Origin of the sequence: Sporosarcina sp. P3 (genome assembly GCF_002743415.1) — a bacterium.
In the GTDB taxonomy this organism is placed as follows: Bacteria; Bacillota; Bacilli; order Bacillales_A; family Planococcaceae; genus Sporosarcina; species Sporosarcina ureae_A.
In genome coordinates, this window is record NZ_PDZE01000005.1 from 229,931 (window position 1) to 247,112 (window position 17,182).

16 protein-coding genes are annotated in these 17,182 nt (G+C 40.7%); 11 read left to right on the forward strand and 5 right to left on the reverse strand.

What is annotated here, in order from left to right; translation table 11 throughout:
* Nucleotides 1-23: 23 nt before the first annotated feature.
* The 4 genes from CSV61_RS08620 (at nt 24) to CSV61_RS08635 (ending at nt 3,925) form a co-directional block, all read left to right on the forward strand.
* The gene (locus CSV61_RS08620; protein WP_099638883.1) at nt 24-1,061 is read left to right on the forward strand and encodes a TRAP transporter substrate-binding protein; all 1,038 of its coding nucleotides are present in this window, start codon (nt 24-26) and stop codon (nt 1,059-1,061) included.
* 72 nt (nt 1,062-1,133) lie between these two features.
* Nucleotides 1,134-1,625, forward strand: a complete 492-nt coding sequence (locus tag CSV61_RS08625) for a TRAP transporter small permease (RefSeq protein WP_099638884.1) — start codon at nt 1,134-1,136, stop codon at nt 1,623-1,625.
* A 5-nt stretch (nt 1,626-1,630) separates the two neighbouring features.
* Nucleotides 1,631-2,908 carry a TRAP transporter large permease gene (locus CSV61_RS08630; protein WP_099638934.1) on the forward strand — a complete coding sequence of 426 codons (1,278 nt, stop codon included), beginning with the start codon at nt 1,631-1,633 and terminating at the stop codon, nt 2,906-2,908.
* A gap of 48 nt (nt 2,909-2,956) precedes the next feature.
* Nucleotides 2,957-3,925, forward strand: coding sequence for a C-terminal binding protein (locus CSV61_RS08635; protein WP_099638885.1), 969 nt, complete (start codon nt 2,957-2,959; stop codon nt 3,923-3,925).
* A gap of 167 nt (nt 3,926-4,092) precedes the next feature.
* Here CSV61_RS08635 and CSV61_RS08640 read toward each other — a convergent pair whose 3' ends face one another.
* Entirely contained in the window at nt 4,093-5,778 is a 1,686-nt protein-coding gene (locus CSV61_RS08640; RefSeq protein ID WP_099638886.1) for a M20/M25/M40 family metallo-hydrolase, read from the reverse strand.
* Between the two features lie 248 nt (nt 5,779-6,026).
* On the opposite strand from CSV61_RS08640, the gene CSV61_RS08645 reads away from it, so the two are divergent.
* On the forward strand, nt 6,027-6,767 hold the full coding sequence (locus CSV61_RS08645) for an IclR family transcriptional regulator (protein WP_099638887.1): 741 nt from the start codon (nt 6,027-6,029) through the stop codon (nt 6,765-6,767).
* Nucleotides 6,768-6,981: 214 nt separating this feature from the next.
* Here the strand turns inward: CSV61_RS08645 and CSV61_RS08650 are convergent, their stop codons facing one another.
* Complete coding sequence (locus CSV61_RS08650) at nt 6,982-7,839, reverse strand: MBL fold metallo-hydrolase (protein WP_099638888.1); 858 nt, start codon at nt 7,837-7,839, stop codon at nt 6,982-6,984.
* Nucleotides 7,840-8,068: 229 nt separating this feature from the next.
* Between CSV61_RS08650 and CSV61_RS08655 the strand changes: the two genes are divergently transcribed.
* From CSV61_RS08655 to CSV61_RS08675, 5 genes are all read left to right on the forward strand, one after another.
* A complete protein-coding gene (locus CSV61_RS08655; protein WP_099638889.1) occupies nt 8,069-10,135 on the forward strand; it encodes a catalase in 2,067 nt (688 codons plus the stop codon).
* Between the two features lie 293 nt (nt 10,136-10,428).
* Nucleotides 10,429-11,259, forward strand: a complete 831-nt coding sequence (locus CSV61_RS08660; protein WP_099638890.1) for an alpha/beta fold hydrolase — start codon at nt 10,429-10,431, stop codon at nt 11,257-11,259.
* Complete coding sequence (locus CSV61_RS08665; RefSeq protein ID WP_099638891.1) at nt 11,252-12,283, forward strand: sensor domain-containing diguanylate cyclase; 1,032 nt, start codon at nt 11,252-11,254, stop codon at nt 12,281-12,283. Before CSV61_RS08660 ends, CSV61_RS08665 begins: the two co-directional genes overlap by 8 nt.
* A 215-nt stretch (nt 12,284-12,498) precedes the next feature.
* Nucleotides 12,499-13,125 (forward strand): LysE family transporter, encoded by a 627-nt coding sequence (locus tag CSV61_RS08670; RefSeq protein WP_099638892.1) that lies wholly within the window; start codon nt 12,499-12,501, stop codon nt 13,123-13,125.
* 135 nt (nt 13,126-13,260) lie between these two features.
* Entirely contained in the window at nt 13,261-14,493 is a 1,233-nt protein-coding gene (locus CSV61_RS08675) for an MFS transporter (protein WP_099638893.1), read from the forward strand.
* A 66-nt stretch (nt 14,494-14,559) separates the two neighbouring features.
* On the opposite strand, the gene CSV61_RS08680 is transcribed toward CSV61_RS08675, so the two are convergent.
* Complete coding sequence (locus tag CSV61_RS08680) at nt 14,560-14,826, reverse strand: YqhV family protein (RefSeq protein ID WP_099638894.1); 267 nt, start codon at nt 14,824-14,826, stop codon at nt 14,560-14,562.
* A gap of 275 nt (nt 14,827-15,101) precedes the next feature.
* Here CSV61_RS08680 and CSV61_RS08685 point away from each other — a divergent pair, with 275 nt between their 5' ends.
* Nucleotides 15,102-15,911 (forward strand): DUF2935 domain-containing protein, encoded by an 810-nt coding sequence (locus tag CSV61_RS08685; RefSeq protein ID WP_233193560.1) that lies wholly within the window; start codon nt 15,102-15,104, stop codon nt 15,909-15,911.
* A gap of 282 nt (nt 15,912-16,193) precedes the next feature.
* Here the strand turns inward: CSV61_RS08685 and CSV61_RS08690 are convergent, their stop codons facing one another.
* Nucleotides 16,194-16,760, reverse strand: coding sequence for a DUF2179 domain-containing protein (locus CSV61_RS08690; protein WP_099638895.1), 567 nt, complete (start codon nt 16,758-16,760; stop codon nt 16,194-16,196).
* A gap of 176 nt (nt 16,761-16,936) precedes the next feature.
* On the reverse strand, nt 16,937-17,164 hold the full coding sequence (locus tag CSV61_RS08695; protein WP_099638896.1) for a hypothetical protein: 228 nt from the start codon (nt 17,162-17,164) through the stop codon (nt 16,937-16,939).
* Between the last annotated feature and the right edge of the window lie 18 nt (nt 17,165-17,182).

Sequence of the window (17,182 nt, forward strand, 5' to 3'; positions counted from 1 at the left end):
CGAAAAAAATAGGGGGTAATTGTATGAAGAACAAATGGTTATTGACAGCAATGTCAGCAGTATTGGCGGTTTTCCTGTCTGCTTGTTCCGGTGATAACGTCAAACCTGTTTCAGGCGAAGAAGTGGAGGGTGGAAATGCTACGTATACGTTAAAGTTTCCACATATTGTACCAACTGATCATCCAGCTCATAAAGCAGCTCTTGTTTTTAAAGATGAAGTAGAGAAGAACTCTGATGGCAAGGTAAAAGTAGAAGTGTTTGCGAATGGTGAGTTGTATGGCTCAGACCGTGAAATTATTGAAGCTATACAGCTTGGAAATGCGGATATCAGTATGGTGGGATCACCGTCACTAGGAAACTTCGATGAACGTTTCTATGTACTAGATCTTCCTTTCTTATTCGCAAATAAAGAAGCACCTAGAGAAGCTCTAGCGGGTGATTTAGGGAAAGAGCTCTCTGATGGTTTAGGAAGTATCAATCTAAAAGCTCTTGGTTATGGTTATGATGGATTTAGACATGTTTTAAACAATAAAAAGCCAATCACAACGCCAGAAGATATGGAAGGCCTAAAAATTCGAGTACAAGAGTCTGAAATTCAACAGGATATTTTCAATACTCTTGGCGCAAATGCTTCTCCGTTAGCATTTGGTGAGCTATACAGCGCATTGCAACAGAAGACATACGATGGTATGGATAGCACGTTATCACTTATCGATTCAAGTAAGTTCTACGAAGTACAAAAATACTTAACATTAACAAGCCATCAGTATTCAGGTTTAGCTATTTTGTTCAATAACAAGTTATTTGATGAGATGCCTGCTGATATTCAAGATATTATTACTGAAGCTGGTAAAAAAACAGAGGCAGACTATTATCAATTTGTTGATGAAGACGAAGAATCCATGACTACTAAATTTAAAGATGAGAATTTAATTGAAGTTACTGAACTGACAGCGGATGAAAGAGAGAAATTTATCGAGGCGGTTCAACCGGTTTATAAAAAGTATGAAGATATCATCGGAAAAGATTTAATTGATTTAGCTAAAAGCTATAGCGAATAATAAAAAATAGGAGGCGGCCAGCCTCCTATTTTTTTATAAATCCTACAGTTTCCTTTAAGGAGGGGATCCGCTTTGAAATGGAAAGAGCTCATAGATATTAAAATGGAAGAATGGTTACTTATAATTTCAACGCTCTTTATTGTAGCGCTGGTATTTCTTCAAGTTCTGTCTCGTTATGTTTTCAATATATCGGTTGGCTGGAGTGCTGAACTGGCACGTTATTTGCTTATTTGGATTACGTGGATCAGTATGAGTTACACAATTCGTAAAAATGATCATATTAAAATCACTTTACTGGTAGATAGACTTCCAGTGAATGTACAAAAAGTAGTACAAGTACTTGTGGTTTTATTGTGGTCTGTATTTGCATTTGTGATGGCTATAGTCGGAACACAGGTTGTGCAAACTCTTAAATTAATGGGACAAAAAACTTCCACGCTTGGATTACCAATGTGGGTAGTATACTTGATCATTCCAATCGGTGGAGTGTTAATGCTTATTCGTTTAGTTCAACGACTGTACTTTATTTTCAAGCCTGAGAAAATTGTCGTAAGTGGGGATTGATGCATATGACTATGTTGATCTTATTTGGAAGTCTTTTTGTTTTTATTCTATTAAGTGTACCTATTGGAGTGGCAATTGGTCTATCTTCGATGCTAGTTATTTTTTTCTCAGACTCAGTCAGTCTGCCCATGCTTATTCAGAAACTTTTTACTTCTCTTGATTCCTTTCCGCTCATGGCTATACCTTTCTTTATGCTAGGTGGTCTGTTGATGGGGAAGGGTGGTATTTCGGAGAGGATATTGAACCTGGCCAAACAGCTTGTCGGTTGGATGGTTGGGGGGTTAGCGATGGTCACGGTTGTCGCCTGCGCATTTTTTGCTGCGTTGTCAGGTTCGGGACCTGCTACCGTCGGGGCGATTGGGTCATTCATGATTCCATCTATGAAAGAAAAAAATTACAACCCTGCTTTTGCTTCGGCGATTACCGCAGCAGCTGGTTGTATTGGCGTTATTATCCCTCCAAGTATTCCGTTAATACTTTATGGTGTCATCAGTGGTACATCCATTGGTGAGTTATTTAAAGCAGGTATTTTGCCAGGCCTATTAATTGCAGTGATTTTGATGTTCGTCTCTTACAGGACAATTAAGAAGCAGGGCGATGAGATTGTCCAAGAAGATATTGATGTTAGTTTCTCTGCATTAATGAGATCCATTTGGGATGCAAAATGGGCACTGCTTGCTCCTATTATTATTTTAGGTGGAATCTACGGTTCAATCTTTACTCCTACCGAAGCATCTGTAGTGGCTATCATTTATTCATATATCATTGGCGCATTTGTTCATAAGGAATTAAAGTGGAAAGAAATCAAGGAGAGCTTGCTTGAAACCATCAACCTAACAGGCGCTACCATGTATATGATTGGAACGTCCATCGCTTTTGCCTATCTATTATCAGTTGAACGAATTCCCGCGATTATAGCCGAATCCATCGCTTCGTTTTCGTCTAATCCAATCGTGATTCTTCTTTTAATTAACCTATTTCTACTTGTAGTAGGTGCATTTGTTGATACGATTCCTGCCCTTGCCATGTTGACACCCATTCTATTGCCGATCGTACAGCAAGCGGGCGTAGATCCGGTTCATTTCGGTATCATTATGGTGGTTAACCTTGCCATCGGTTTTATCACTCCTCCTTTTGGTGTGAATTTGTTCATAGCTTCCAACGTCGGGAAAACTCCATTGGAAGACATTATCAAGAAAATGATTCCGATTATCACATACGTAATAGTAGGGCTAATGATTATCACGTACTTCCCAGCTCTTTCACTTGCATTTACCAAGTAAGTAGACAGCAGGGTATGTATAAGCTTTCATTGAAGGAGACGATTGTGATTGTTTAAAGTTGTGCGTACCTTTACATTTCCGGGGGCATTGGAGATAGAAAAAGAGATATTTGGTAATGAGTTGGAGATACTTGTGATCCCCTCTGCAACGGAAGATGAACTTATTGAAAACTGCCGTGACGCAGATGCTGTCATTTGTGCATATGAACCATTTACGCAATGCGTACTGGATGCGCTTCCTAAATTAAAATTACTTGCTTTCGGAACGATTGGTTTTAATTATGCAGATATTGACTATGCCAGAAAGAAAAATATCGCTGTTACGCATGTCTCGCAATACTGTATCAAAGAGGTTGCCGATTATACGGCAGGTATGCTGATCATGTTGAACCGTATGATCCTACCTTTCAATAAAAGCGTGAAAGAAGATCTGGTTTGGGATTTTAACTTGTTTCCGGCTATGCGAAGATTTGAGAACCAAACAGTCGGTCTACTAGGGTTCGGAAATATTTCTAGGCTTGTGACACAGCGTTTAAGACCCTTTAATTGCAACGTAGTAGCTTATGATCCGTTTGTAAGTGCTGAAATAGCAGCAGAATACGGTGTAGAACTTCTTTCTTTGGACGATGTTCTTCAACAGTCTGATTTAATCAGTCTTCATTTGCCAGCCAATCAGCAGACGAAGGAAATCATCAATTATTCTAGTATTGCCAAGATGAAAGACGGAGTCATCCTAGTTAACGCGGCAAGGGGTCAATTGATCAATGAGGATGCTATTATTCATGCGATTGATTCGGGGAAGATGGCATATTATGCTGCTGATGTTTTACAAGAAGAAGATCCGAATTTGCACACACATCCATTTGTCCAGAGAGAAAATATTATACTTACTCCACATATCGCCTATTACTCGCAGGAATCATTACGCGAGGCGACGGTGGAATGCGCAATGAATGTAAAACACTTTGCAGAAGGCGACTACTGTAAATGTCAAATTGTCAATGGTGTTAAGTTGTGAAGTTCATTGAGTAGGTACTGCATATCTAGATGCGATCCAACGCAAAAAAAGAGTCTTCATCCTCGATGAATTAGGGGATGCAGGCTCTTTTTGCCATTGATTCAGGACGTAAAGTGGACCACTGTCCATTTAAGGATTTGTGGGCCGCTGTTAGTTGATTTACTCGCTCAACCGATTTTAGGAATATGCATACTCGTTTGTTGCTCGAGCATTCTGACTGTAGTTTTTCTAATCAAGTCTGGCAATATACCAAATGAATAAGGCTTGTATACACGTTCTGTCCACTTATGTCCGTCTTTACCGTATACGCCCATATTAATAGACGGGATATTTAGTTTTTTAATGGTGTCAAAAGGAATTTCATACACATTGCCCCATTCTGGGAGGTTTTGTGTGAGTGGATCCAGTTCATCCTTTTTTTCATGCAGTGACAAGAAGCTACCATCAGCAAGATAGGGGAAAAACTTTTTTAATTCAAAGCTTTCACCAGTCGTGTCACCGACCTCTTTTAGTACCCTGGAAATGACAGATTGAATATGTGTGTCATGATTATCTTCAGCCCTCAAATAGTTATGTGGAAGAAATGGCGGAGCGAAGAATAAAATAACCCGTGCCTTTTTTTCAGGATCTGCTGCTTGAAGTGCGCTGACAATCTCAAAACAGAGGTCGCGTAAGTCACTCGTTTGCATTTCTGCAAGAACACCATCAATGATTGCACGTACATTAATGTCTCGACTTGCCAGGTAAGCGACATAATCCTCATAAGTAGTGACATCAATTTTCCACGATAAATCACGAGTCGGAAGGCCCGTTACTTGAGTATACTCTTCAAACTGTGCTTTCAGATACGTTTCGGCTTCCAGACAAGCTTCCTTCGCTTCCCGCATAAATTTCTCCAAAATAGTACCAACGGAATCTTCATAGACGAAACAATTAAAGTACAGATGGCTCGAAATAGCTGTTTGAACAGTATACAGTTCTTTCATATCACGCTGTTTCAATACAGTCGGTGGCAAGACCATCTCGCCAGGAATATTTTCGGCAAGCTTGTAGCGATTATGAATGCGTTCAGTAATTTTAGCTGAAATAAAGTTCGGATCAATACCAGAAAGAGTATCCCCGACGTGTACTTCACGACCATAAATATGGAAGCACGGTAGAATTTTGCCGGCAGCGCCTGTATATATATAGCGATTCGTATCGTTGTCATATAGTGGCGTGATGAAATCAGTGTTGATTGCAGTGATGAAATGAATACCGAGTTCAAGTTGTATGCGGTTAAGTTCGTTTAGTGCCCCGACCATTCCACGATGTTCGCTTTCTTCATCTCCATTACAAAGCAAAAGCACATTACCTTCCAGCTCTTCCAGATGTTCTGAAAAGTAAAGAATATTTGCGATGTGAACAGCAGCTCCGCTTTTCATATCAACTGAACCGCGGCCAAACATCCAGTCACCGGAACATGCTTCGGCTTGTAGGTCTGGGTCGCTGTCATAGTTGCAGAAGAAAGTTTCCAACTCATTTGGTGAAAATGCGTGTTCTTTTAAAGGTCCGAAATCCTCAACCGCGACTGTGTCAATGTGGGAATGATATAACACGGTCTGAGGAGAATGATGTGCACCTTCAACAAACGCAAAGACATTCTGACGTCCAATCGGATCATGCTGAATCTTCTGCAACCAGAGATTTTCCGGGTGTTCCTGGAAGTATGGGAATGTGGATAGAATTCTGTAAATCTCTTGGACAATACGCACTTCTCCGAGAGTACCGTTAATGCTATTTAATCCAACAAGGTATTGAGTAATTAATTCAATTTGCTCTTGTGTCTTCATATTTTTTAGCTGTTCATACATAATGTATTCCTCCCTTTATCATTTCAATTCAGTGGGTTTAAGAATTTATTGCAGATCAGTCATTTGATTAGCAAGGTATTTACTTTATTCCGCATAGTGGAATTGATTCCACAATTCGGAATAATACTTTTATTTTAGCTCTTTAAGGTGGTTCATGTCAACATCATTTACAACTTTTAGACGGCTACGAACTTACTGCGGACGAAATGGGAGATATTTGATACACTATTTAAAAGACAGGAGGAGAAATGGCTATGATTCAATCGATTGATCGGGCAATGGCAATTATAAATGTGCTGTCAGATGCACAGAAGACTAAATGGTTGCCAGCAGAGTTGGCCGAGTCTACCAGTTTACCAATCAGCACAGTCTATCGGCTTTTACAATCGTTGGAGTCGCACGCCCTCGTTTCCCTTGACTCAGAGACGAAACAATACGAACTAGGCTATAAATGGGTAGAAATCGGTTTGCAAAAATATGAGAAGCTAGATGTCCGTACCGTTGCACGGCCGATTTTGGAGAAACTAGCCGCAGATGTGCGTGAGACAGTGTATTTGAATGTACCAAACGAACTTGTTTCCATTATTATTGACCGCATCGATAGCCCGCGCAGTATTCGGATCATAGACGGTATTGGGGAGCGAATTCCCATGCATCTTGGAGCGGCCAATAAGGTGATGCTTGCAAATCTACCTCAAAAAGAAACAGAGAAGATCCTTTGTCAACTGGTCGGAACGATGGAAGAGCAAGAGGAACTTAAGAAACAATTACGAAAGATTAAAAGAAAAGGTTTTTCAATCAGTCAAGGAGAGAAAACAGTAGGCACTGTTGCGGTCGCTGCTCCTATATTTGACTTCGAAGGACGCGTACTTGCTGCGGTAAGCGTAGAGGCGATTGAGAGCCAGGTAACAGTTGAGCAAGAAGATTTGTTTATCGAGAGAGTCGTTGAAGTGGCTGAGAAGATTTCGGGGGAGATGGGGAAACATTGAGGTGGGTATGGTGGGATGGGTGCCGGGCGGAACGGGTGCCACGGAACGGGTGCCGATACGGGTACCAGGTCCCCACACAATTCCCACACAATTTACGTAAACGAACACAGAAGAGATGGGTCCTCCTATGAATTAAGAAAAAGCGTCAACTCCGAACTTCAGAGTTGACGCTTTTTGGTGACGTAAATGGTATAAACAACCAGCATTCATTGGTTCAATCCTTATCTTGATCAACAAACTCACCATAATCGGGAACCGCAATACGTTCGAAGTCATCGACTAACTTCTTTAAACTGTCGGCTAGTAACTCCTTTTCCATAGGCAATCCATGGCCCGTTATGGCGACAGTTGGTTGTAAGGCTTGGAGTTTAATTACAGATTGTAAAGCCGCATCCCAATCGGTTGTTAAATAGCGCGGTGGGCCACTGATTTCCTGTTCTTGGGTCAATACTTTATAGAGATATTCTTGCTTTACCGTGACAAATGCATCTCCGGCGATTAAAGCTCCGTCTTTCTGCCTGAAGAACGATACATGACCTGGTGAATGACCTGGGGTGTGAATCCACTGAAACTCCGGCAAAAAAGGTACACTGCCGTCAGATGGTAAGCTTTCGATATGGCTTCCCAATTGAACAGGGTCCGTTGGAAATATAGCGGACATCTTGGAAATCATCCCGCCTTCTACAGTGGTATCGGGATCTGGATAACTGGCTTTTCCGGTTAAAAACGGCAGCTCTAATTCATGCGCATACACTGGCACATCCCAATGCTTTACGAGCTCAATGACTGCTCCTACATGATCAAAATGTCCATGCGTCAATATAATGGCTTTCGGGCGACTATCCACACCGAAACGCTCTTCTACAACCGCTAGTATTTTCTCCGCGGAGTACGGCATGCCGGTATCGATTAACACAAAGTCCTTTGAATTGGGGTGGCCTACTAAAACGATATTGACAATTTGGATCGTATGGCAATATAGATCCGGTAGCACTTCTATTCCTTTTCCGCTTCCAATAGACGTGGCCATTATATACTTATAATCTTCTCCATTAGACAGTTGTGGATCCATGAAGACACCTCTCTCCTCGTTTATACAATGTTTCTCCATCATGTGTAAAAGGACACTTGTCTTATTCTTTCCCTTTACCCAATCTCAGTATTCACAAAACGGTAGCTATTATTCCATCCATGTACAGAACAAGTGGTGCATGCTTTAACCCCATGTTTCAAATTGGAATGAAATCAATCGAATATTCATAAGATGATGCGATGTGAAATTGAAGGGGGAAGTTTGTATAATGGATGAGAATAATTCAAGGTCGCATAATGAAAAGAAAGAGAAACAAAATCGGAAAAACGAGCAATTAGAACGATTCCGTATTCAAAATACAGGTAAACCTTTAACGACGAATCAAGGAAAGAAATTATCGAACGATGAAGACCAATTAAAAGCGGGTGTACGTGGTCCCACATTACGTCAGGATTATGAGTACTTTGAAAAAATGACGCATTTTCTACACGAAGAAGTGCCTGAAAGAGTAGTTCATGCGAGAGGCTATGGTGCGCATGGTGAATTTGAATGCTATCAATCCATGAAGCAATTTACGAAAGCCGGATTTCTACAAGAAGCCGGAAAAAAGACTTCGGTTTTTGTACGGTTTTCTACTGTGCAAGGAAGTAAAGGTTCCAAGGATACGGCAAGAGATTTACGTTGTAAAGGCGTGAAGTTTTATACGGAAGAAGGAAACTATGATTTAACGACCATCGCCATGCCGGTGTTAATCAATCAAGACGCGATGAAATTTCCTGACATGATGCATGCGTATAAACCCGAGCCACGTACTGGCATGCCGACAGCGTCCGCTGCACATGATAACTTCTGGGATTATGTGGCGAACAACCAAGAAGCGCTTCACATGGTGTTGTGGATTATGTCGGACCGAGGCATAGTCAGAAGCTATCGTATGATTGAATCTTGGTCGATTAATACCTATCTATTTGTGAATGAAGAAGGAGTAGCCACTTTCGTACGATTTGTATGGAAGCCAGTCCTAGGCGTTCATTCATTGCTTCAAGATGAGGCGCAAAAGATTGGTGGAATTGATCCGGATTATCACCGACGAGACCTAAGAGAGGCAATTGACCGCGGAGCGTATGCTGAGTATGAACTCGGTGTTCAATTAGTAGCATTGGAAGATGAATTTGCATTTGATTTTGACATTCTGGACCCTGCAAAGTTTTGGCCAGAAGAACTCATACCTGTACAACTGATTGGCAAGATGACGTTAAATCGAAATGTTGATAATGAATTTGCGGAGTTGGAACAAGTCGCATTTAACCCAGCAAACGTTGTGCCGGGTATAGACTTTTCCAATGACCCCGTTTTGCAGGGAAGGTTAATGGCGTATCAAAGTACTCAATATCATCGATTTGGTAGCGCGAATTTCCAGGACCTTCCTATCAACAGATCGATCTGTCCGTTCCATAATAATTCACGTCGCGGCAATATGAGGTATCGGATCGATGTAGATGAGGTAAATTATCATAAAAACTCTTTGGCCGATAACACGCCTTACACCACTCCTCCAGAAGAGGGAGGGTATGAATCGTACCCTAAAAAAATCGATGGGTACGCTATACGAGCACGAAGCAAATCGTTTGATGATTTTTATACTCAACCGAGAATTTTTTGGAATAGTTTATCTCCCATAGAGAAGCAGCATACGATTGAGGCATTGAGCTTTCAACTAGGGAGCGTAAAGAGTGTATCCGTTCGGCAACAAAATATAGAACTATTGGCTAAAGTCGATCAGGAGCTGGCAAGTTTGATTGCTGACAATATCGGAGTCAGCAGACCAACTAGTAGCCAGGTACCTGTTTCAACTAGTTACCCTTCACTAAGCCAGGCTAACACTCCGAGCTATGCCTACTCACAAAAAGTGGGCGTCTTACTAGGTGACGGATTTAACGGCGAAGAAGTAAGCCGAGTGTTAAAGACGTTAATAGAATACGGAGTGTTTGTAGTCACCGTCAGTGAAACACTTGGCACAGTTACTGGCGATAATGGGACAAAAATTGAGATTGATGAAACGTTTTTGACGTCCAGTCCTTATCTTCTTGATTCGTTATACATTGTGGGTGGAAGTCATAAGAATCAGAAGAGGTTCGATTACGACTTGAATTATTATGTGGATGTAGCCTATACGCATTACAAGCCAATTGGTGTTGCCTCTACGGGACAATCGTATGTACGAACATCAGAAAATCATCATGCGGCAGGCGTAGTGTTTGCTTCAACAAGTTCTGACTTCGGCGCGGAGTTCGTTTCAGCTGTTGCAACGCAGCGTTTTTGGGATCGGGAATAGAGATACAGGTAGTTAGTGGTACCAGGTCCCCACACAATTCATACACAATTTCGATAATTAAGCCTTAGTAGGATTACTTTCATAAAGATCATGCGTCCACTCGAATTTTTCGGAGTGGACGCTTTTGAATTTGAATGGAGACAAAAGCGCATATATACTATTATTAAGTTATAAAAGACCCAATACGCTAGATTGAAAGAGAATGAAAATTACTATATACTATTATTAGGTTTTATGGACTAGTGAAATAGTATGATTACTAAATTTATTAATAGTAAAATGGAGGCTCTTCTATGAATCAACATATCCTTTTGCGTAATAATGTTCAAGTCACTGGAAAAGGTGAAAAGACGATTATATTTGCGCCCGGCTTCGGCTGTGATCTGAATGTATGGAATTTGACAGCGCCTTATTTTGAAGAAGATTTCCAAGTGGTATTATTTGATTATGTCGGTTCAGGACAGTCTGATTATCAAGCGTATAGTGCTGAAAAATACCAAGACCTCCATGGCTATGCGCAGGATGTGCTTGATGTATGTCATGCTTTGGAATTGAAAGAAGCAGTATTTGTTGGACATTCTGTTGGAGGGATTATTGGGATGCTAGCGGCCATTCAGGAGCCGAATTTATTTGAACATCTTATAATGATAGGACCTTCTCCTTATTATCTGAATGAGCTGCCAGATTATTACGGTGGGTTTGAAAGGGAAGATATAGAAGGACTGATTCAGATGATGAACATGAATTATATTGGCTGGGCGAATTATCTTGCACAAGTCATTATGAAGAATCCTGAACGACCGGAACTTGCACAGCAATTGGAGGATAACTTCTGCTCGACAGATCCGGAAGTGGCCCATCATTTTGCGGTCGCAACATTTTTCTCTGATCATCGCGACGATGTGAGGAAAGTTGGGGTGCCGTCGCTCATTCTTCAATGTTCCGATGATAGTATTGCACCTGTTGAAGTAGGGCGTTATATGCACCGTCACCTACAGAATAGTAAGCTGGAAATCATGGATGCCACAGGACACTGCCCTCATATGAGTCATCCGGAAGAAACTGTTCAGCGGATTAGTACGTATTTGAATTCCGTATACAAGAGACCTGTCACAAATGGATAGACAGCTAGATTTTGCACCGTTCGGTTATTTCACATTGGATGATACAGGGGTCATTGTTGAAATCAATCAAACATTGCTTCGTTTACTTGGCTATCAACGTCATGAGGTGGAAGGCAAACACATCCATCTAATATTGCCGAACGCTAGCCGGTCTTTTTACCAGCTGTACTTTTTCCCGATGATCCGATTGCAGAATAAAGTAGAAGAGATGTATTTTTCATTCAAGTCAAAAGAGGGCCAGGAAATATCTGTACTGCTGAATGCGGTGCGTCAAGAACGAGATGGGAAAATATACAATGATTGTGCATGTCTGCGCATGACGAGAAGACTCGAGTATGAGGAAGTGATTCTTGCGGCCAAAAAACAAGTAGAAACACGTAATCTAATGAAGCAGAAACAAATAGCGGAATTGGACCGCTTGCGGATCGAGTTAGAATCCAAGCAAAACAAGTTATTGGCATTAAATGAGACACTTCAAGAGATGGCCATTACAGATGGACTCACAGGTCTCGGGAACCGCCACTACTTACAAGAAAGTCTTTCAACTTACTTCATGAGGCCGGATGAACAAACTTGTCCCCTTTCTTTTCTGTTGATCGATATCGACTTTTTTAAAAAGGTAAATGATACGTATGGTCATTTGACAGGTGATAGCATATTGCAGAAGTTAGGACAGGTATTTAGAGAAGAATCTAGAGAAGAAGATGTTGCTGCTCGTTACGGAGGAGAAGAATTTGCTTTAGTCCTTCCTGCTACAGAGAAAGTGGAGGCGTTAGAAATAGCGGAGAGAATTCGTTGCCGAGTTGAGAATGCAGACTGGAATACGTATGGTGTGACGGTCAGCATTGGGGTAGCGACCAAGGTGCCAGGAGATACAGAGAATTCGTTGCAGTCTAGAGCCGATCGGGCGTTGTATTCTTCGAAAGATAATGGGCGGAATCAAACTACATTTGGTTTGGTGGAAGGAACAAGGCCTTACAAAACTCGGGCAGTAGAATATGAGAAAGATGAGGGAGTCTTCTAATCGTATAAACGATTGGGAGGCTCTTTTCTCGCTGCTATGCCAGATTCCCGCGCCAATATATTATGAATGGGTTGCTAATAATTTTACTACGCAAAAAACTACGTCTATGACAAATCCTACAAATTAAAATATTTCTTTAGAATTCCCTCTTCCAAGTCCTATCAGTCAGTAGATGTGAATAAAATAACAGGACAACATATAATAGGGGGGATTTTGTGAATTCAATTTTTCTTTATATATTCTTGGGTGCATCTTTAGCCGCGCCAATCGGTCCTGTTAAAACCGTTCTTTTAAACACAGGAATTAAAAGAGGTTTTTTTCATGCTTGGGCTTTTAGTTTTGGTTCCGTGACTACGGATATTATGTATATGTTTCTTGTATACTTTGGAGTTGGGCAATTTATTGATTCACCGTTAATCAAAATCATTCTCTGGTCGTTTGGGTGTTTTGTGCTGATGTATACAGGTATCGAAAACTTGCTGACGTTAAGTAAAGTTGAAACGAGTGTGAAATTGGGTAAACGGGTTAGACTACGAACGTCTATGATGACTGGATTTTTAATGTCATTGTTGAATCCGCTTACGATTATATTCTGGCTCGGTATATACGGTTCTATTCTGGCCAAAACAGCTGGTGGAACAACAGGGTATCAAATCATTATTAACAGTTTTGCGATTTTATCAGGTATCATCATCGTGGATTTGATCATGGCTTTCTTATCCAGTGGAGCACGCAAATTCTTGTCCTCAAAACTTTTACTGGTTGTTTCTATTATCTCTTCTGTGTCCATGATCGGTTTTGGCATTTACTTCGGTATTCAAGCTTATCAAGCGTTATTTTGACAAAATTTCATTTTTTGTTGCTTGATTTTGTACATAAAACCATGTTCATGTTGGTAAAAAATATGAAAGTATAAAAACTTCTCGTTAGGAAACCATACCTTTAATTAGTAGAACAGAATAAGATGAGGTGTGGTAATGGAAAAAGGTGCAGACAAAGTTAGTGTGTGGTGTATTGTGAGTCTGGCTTCAATTCCTCTAATTATGACGCTGGGGAATTCTATGCTCATACCCGTGCTTCCTTTATTGGAAGATAAAGTGGGGATTTCATCGTTTCAATCGAGTATGATCATTACCAGTTACTCGGTGGCGGCTATTTTTCTTATACCTGTAGCCGGCTATTTATCAGACCGTTTCGGACGGAAGATGGTGATATTGCCGAGTTTGGTTTTTGCTTTGATCGGGGGACTGATTGCGGGATTTGCATCGTGGAAGATGGATGACCCGTATACGATGATTATTATTGGCCGGGTATTACAAGGTATAGGAGCGGCTGGCGCTATGCCGATCGTGCTACCGCTTGTAGGGGACTTATATAAAGACGATGCCGAAAAGAGCAGTAAGTGTTTAGGAATTATTGAAACGTCTAACACGTTTGGAAAAGTATTAGCTCCTATATTAGGTTCAGCATTTGCTGCTCTATTATGGTTCTTGCCGTTCTTCTCAATTTCTGCACTTAGTGTCATTTCTTTCATACTGATCTTTTTCTTTGTAAAGGTTCCAAAAGAAAAAGATGAACCTGTAAAGTTTAAGGCATTTATTAAGAACACTAAAAAAGTATTTGCATCAGAAGGTAAATGGTTGTACACCGTATTTCTAAATGGTGTTCTAGTCATGCTAGTATTATTCAGTATGTTGTTTTTTTTATCGGAAAACCTGGAGAAAACACATGATATTGAGGGGATTAAGAAAGGGTTCGTTTTGGCCATTCCGTTATTATTCCTTTGCATAGCTTCCTTTTTATCGGGTCGAAAAATTAAAGGGGAAACGAAAACTATAAAAAAGGTCATGGTCGTTTGCTTAATCGCCATGTCTGCCAGTGTCATTTTTGTTGGATTTGTAAGCAAGAAATTGATCCTGTTGTTGATTGTAACTAGTATAGTGGGGATAGCCATTGGCGCATTATTGCCTGCACTGGATGCGATTATTACGGAAAATATTGAAAAAGAGCTGCGAGGCACAGTTTCCTCATTCTACAGTTCAGCTAGATTTATCGGTGTAGCTGCGGGTCCTCCATTGATGTCCATTGCGATGAAAGATTTTCTGAACGGTAGTTATATCATTGCCACTGTGCTGGGAGTAATTTTAACTTTTATGGTGTTTAAGTTCATTAATGTCAAAGAAATCGAAGAATCCAATCAAAAAGATTGAAAAAGACCTGACAGTAAAAAACTGTCAGGTCCTTTTTCATTTACAGATATGTACGGAATGAAGAGTTTATTCAGATTTTAAACTATAAAGGATGAGAAAAATTCCTGCGAAAAGACAAATCATTCTTACTAAAGATACTTTTTCCGTGAGGCCGTGCAATGCGATTCCTGTTGTCACAATTAATATAAATGGGCCTACTAATGCAAGTAAAGAATTAATGTAAAACGCTTTTTCCAAGTCATTGAATTTAAACATGAGTGCAGCAGCCGTTATTTCTATACTTCCTGAAATAACTCGTAATAGAATAATCAAAAGCAGCGCCCTTTCAATCATGCAAACCACTTCCTCAATTTGTATTTATACTCACTATATGCAGCACGTCCATGAGTTATTTTACTTCCGCTTATAAACACTCGCTTCGTGTGAAAGTCTATCGATGACTAGAATAATTAAGGTGGATCTCCATCATGAACACATACATAAAAACAGTAGCTACACATAGTATGAATAGGGAAGATGTTTGCAGACTACTGTAAATGGAAACCGCTTCCTATTGCTGTGTGAAAAGACAATCTACTGTCAGAGACCTTGATGAACAGGGAGGGAATGTGTTGAAGAGTTTACAAGAAGAGATGACATTTGAATTGCGTTTTTGGTCGCGAATATTAGGTGATCATGCACGCTTCATTCACGATTCTTTAGCGCCGGATGAAGTGGAAAATATAAAGACAGCAAGCTATCATATACAGTTATTTGATGGCCTTCTTGCCAAAGCAAAGGGAGGTCGCGATACGCAATCTCTACAGGCGGTGGCACAAGAAGCTCTACAAGCATGTGAAGAAACCCGACAGTTTAAATTATTATTAATAGAACAGCACTTAGTTGGCAACATCAAAATTTCTTTGCCACCTTCCTTTATTAATCACATGGTGAATGAAGTGGAAGAGGCTATTCGCTTATTGACTTGTTTTGCGAAAGGAGAAAAACCCCCGACTGTACATCCTCTTCATCACGACTTGCTATGGTTACTAGATGCAGCAGGGCATGCAGGTGCTCTGGATGCAAATTTGGACCGTGTGGAAAAGAAGCTCAAAAAGAAAAGTGAAAAATTCACTAAAGAATGGGAAGCATTTTACTTAAAAGCAATTGAGATGGCTGGCTTTTTACGTACGAATATTTTGAAGTTCCCAGCGTTAACGAAGTTTCATCAAGATATTAACTTGGAAATGACGATTTTCACAGCATTTTTAAAAGAGTTGGAAGAGATGGGTCTGAAGAAAGAAACGCTAGGCACCCTTACCCCTTTAATGGCAGATCATATGGCGCGGGAAGAAACGTATTATTTGATGAAGTTGGCGGAGTCTACGGATATTCCGCCACCAAAGGGAGATCCGGTGAAACCGCGTGGGGAGTTGTGATGGGGAGTGGTGGATAGGGTATCTGGTGGATACGGTACCATGGATACGGTACCAGGTCCCCACACGGAGACACGGTACCAGGTCCCCATACAATTTCCACACAATTTGAGTAGTTGAAGAAAGAAAAGAGTGTCAACTCCAAAAAACGTTGGAGTTGACACTCTTTTTGACACAGTGCCAGGTCCCCACACAATTTCCATACAATTACGTTTATAGAGTATCAGTGGGTGAGGTTTGTAAGTAGTTTGGGAGAGTCGAGCGAACAGCAAGCGAAATGGCTGATTATTTTGAAGAGGTGGAAGAGATTTCAACATCCTTTTTAGGCGTTGTTTTTTTTCTTCTTTTCATGGCTTTTAGCAAATAACCGCCTTTAAACTTTCTTGGTTCATAGGTAATGATAAATGCGTTTGGCTGATATTCACCAATCATTTCATATAATCCTTCCTCTTGATTTCGCTTTGTCAGAATTTCGAGCTTATACCTGATACTGTCTCGTCCGGTACCTTCAAATACAGTTACACCATAACCTTCTTCCCGGAGTTTATCGATGAGGGGTTGGTTCAATGCAGGGATGTTTACTTGAATGCATGTGTAGCCAATTGCTAGTTTTTCTTCTACCATGGTCCCGATATAGATACCGATACTGAACCCGATCGCGTAGACAAGCATGCTCCAGAAACTTTGTTCTCCGTCAAACACTAGTGACAAACCAAAGATATAGATCAATGATTCCACAGCACCAAGGAGTGTCGCTTGCGTTCTGAGCTGCTTAACGATGAAGATCGTGCGTAGAGTGAAGCAGGGAACATACAGCAACTGCAAAAGCAAAATCATAAGGATGTTATTCATTACATATCTCCCTTCAGACATTAAGAGGAACTACTTTCATTGTATTCCGCTCATTTTACATATAGCTCAAACAGTCAGAGGAGAAGGGTTAATATTTTATGAATAGAGTGCCAGGTTTCTACACAATATATGTACAAAACAGCCGCCACTACTAAAGTGACGACTGTTTTTATTCATCAGTGTTTACGATGATGAAACAGCCCTGATAGGCCTTTCAGAATAATCGCCAAGGCGAACAACACGATGATGATCACCAAAATCACAGCCACAGCTAACAGTAGCAAGTTTCCACCGAGAGCTACTAATAAAGCGGGCACAATTAAAAACAAGCCGAGCAAAGCATATCCGGCTAAAATTCCGAAGAATAAAAGCCATTCATTGCTTACTTTTGTACATTTCGACATGAACTTCACCTCCCTGCT

Bases quoted from the DNA above. Each gene is read 5' to 3' on its own strand.
- CSV61_RS08620 (WP_099638883.1), top strand. From the start codon at position 24: ATGAAGAACAAATGGTTATTGACAGCAATGTCAGCAGTATTGGCGGTT.
- CSV61_RS08630 (WP_099638934.1), top strand. From the start codon at position 1,631: ATGACTATGTTGATCTTATTTGGAAGTCTTTTTGTTTTTATTCTATTA.
- CSV61_RS08640 (WP_099638886.1), bottom strand. From the start codon at position 5,778: ATGTATGAACAGCTAAAAAATATGAAGACACAAGAGCAAATTGAATTA.
- CSV61_RS08645 (WP_099638887.1), top strand. From the start codon at position 6,027: ATGGCTATGATTCAATCGATTGATCGGGCAATGGCAATTATAAATGTG.
- CSV61_RS08650 (WP_099638888.1), bottom strand. From the start codon at position 7,839: ATGGATCCACAACTGTCTAATGGAGAAGATTATAAGTATATAATGGCC.
- CSV61_RS08655 (WP_099638889.1), top strand. From the start codon at position 8,069: ATGGATGAGAATAATTCAAGGTCGCATAATGAAAAGAAAGAGAAACAA.
- CSV61_RS08660 (WP_099638890.1), top strand. From the start codon at position 10,429: ATGAATCAACATATCCTTTTGCGTAATAATGTTCAAGTCACTGGAAAA.
- CSV61_RS08665 (WP_099638891.1), top strand. From the start codon at position 11,252: ATGGATAGACAGCTAGATTTTGCACCGTTCGGTTATTTCACATTGGAT.
- CSV61_RS08675 (WP_099638893.1), top strand. From the start codon at position 13,261: ATGGAAAAAGGTGCAGACAAAGTTAGTGTGTGGTGTATTGTGAGTCTG.
- CSV61_RS08680 (WP_099638894.1), bottom strand. From the start codon at position 14,826: ATGATTGAAAGGGCGCTGCTTTTGATTATTCTATTACGAGTTATTTCA.
- CSV61_RS08690 (WP_099638895.1), bottom strand. From the start codon at position 16,760: ATGAATAACATCCTTATGATTTTGCTTTTGCAGTTGCTGTATGTTCCC.
- CSV61_RS08695 (WP_099638896.1), bottom strand. From the start codon at position 17,164: ATGTCGAAATGTACAAAAGTAAGCAATGAATGGCTTTTATTCTTCGGA.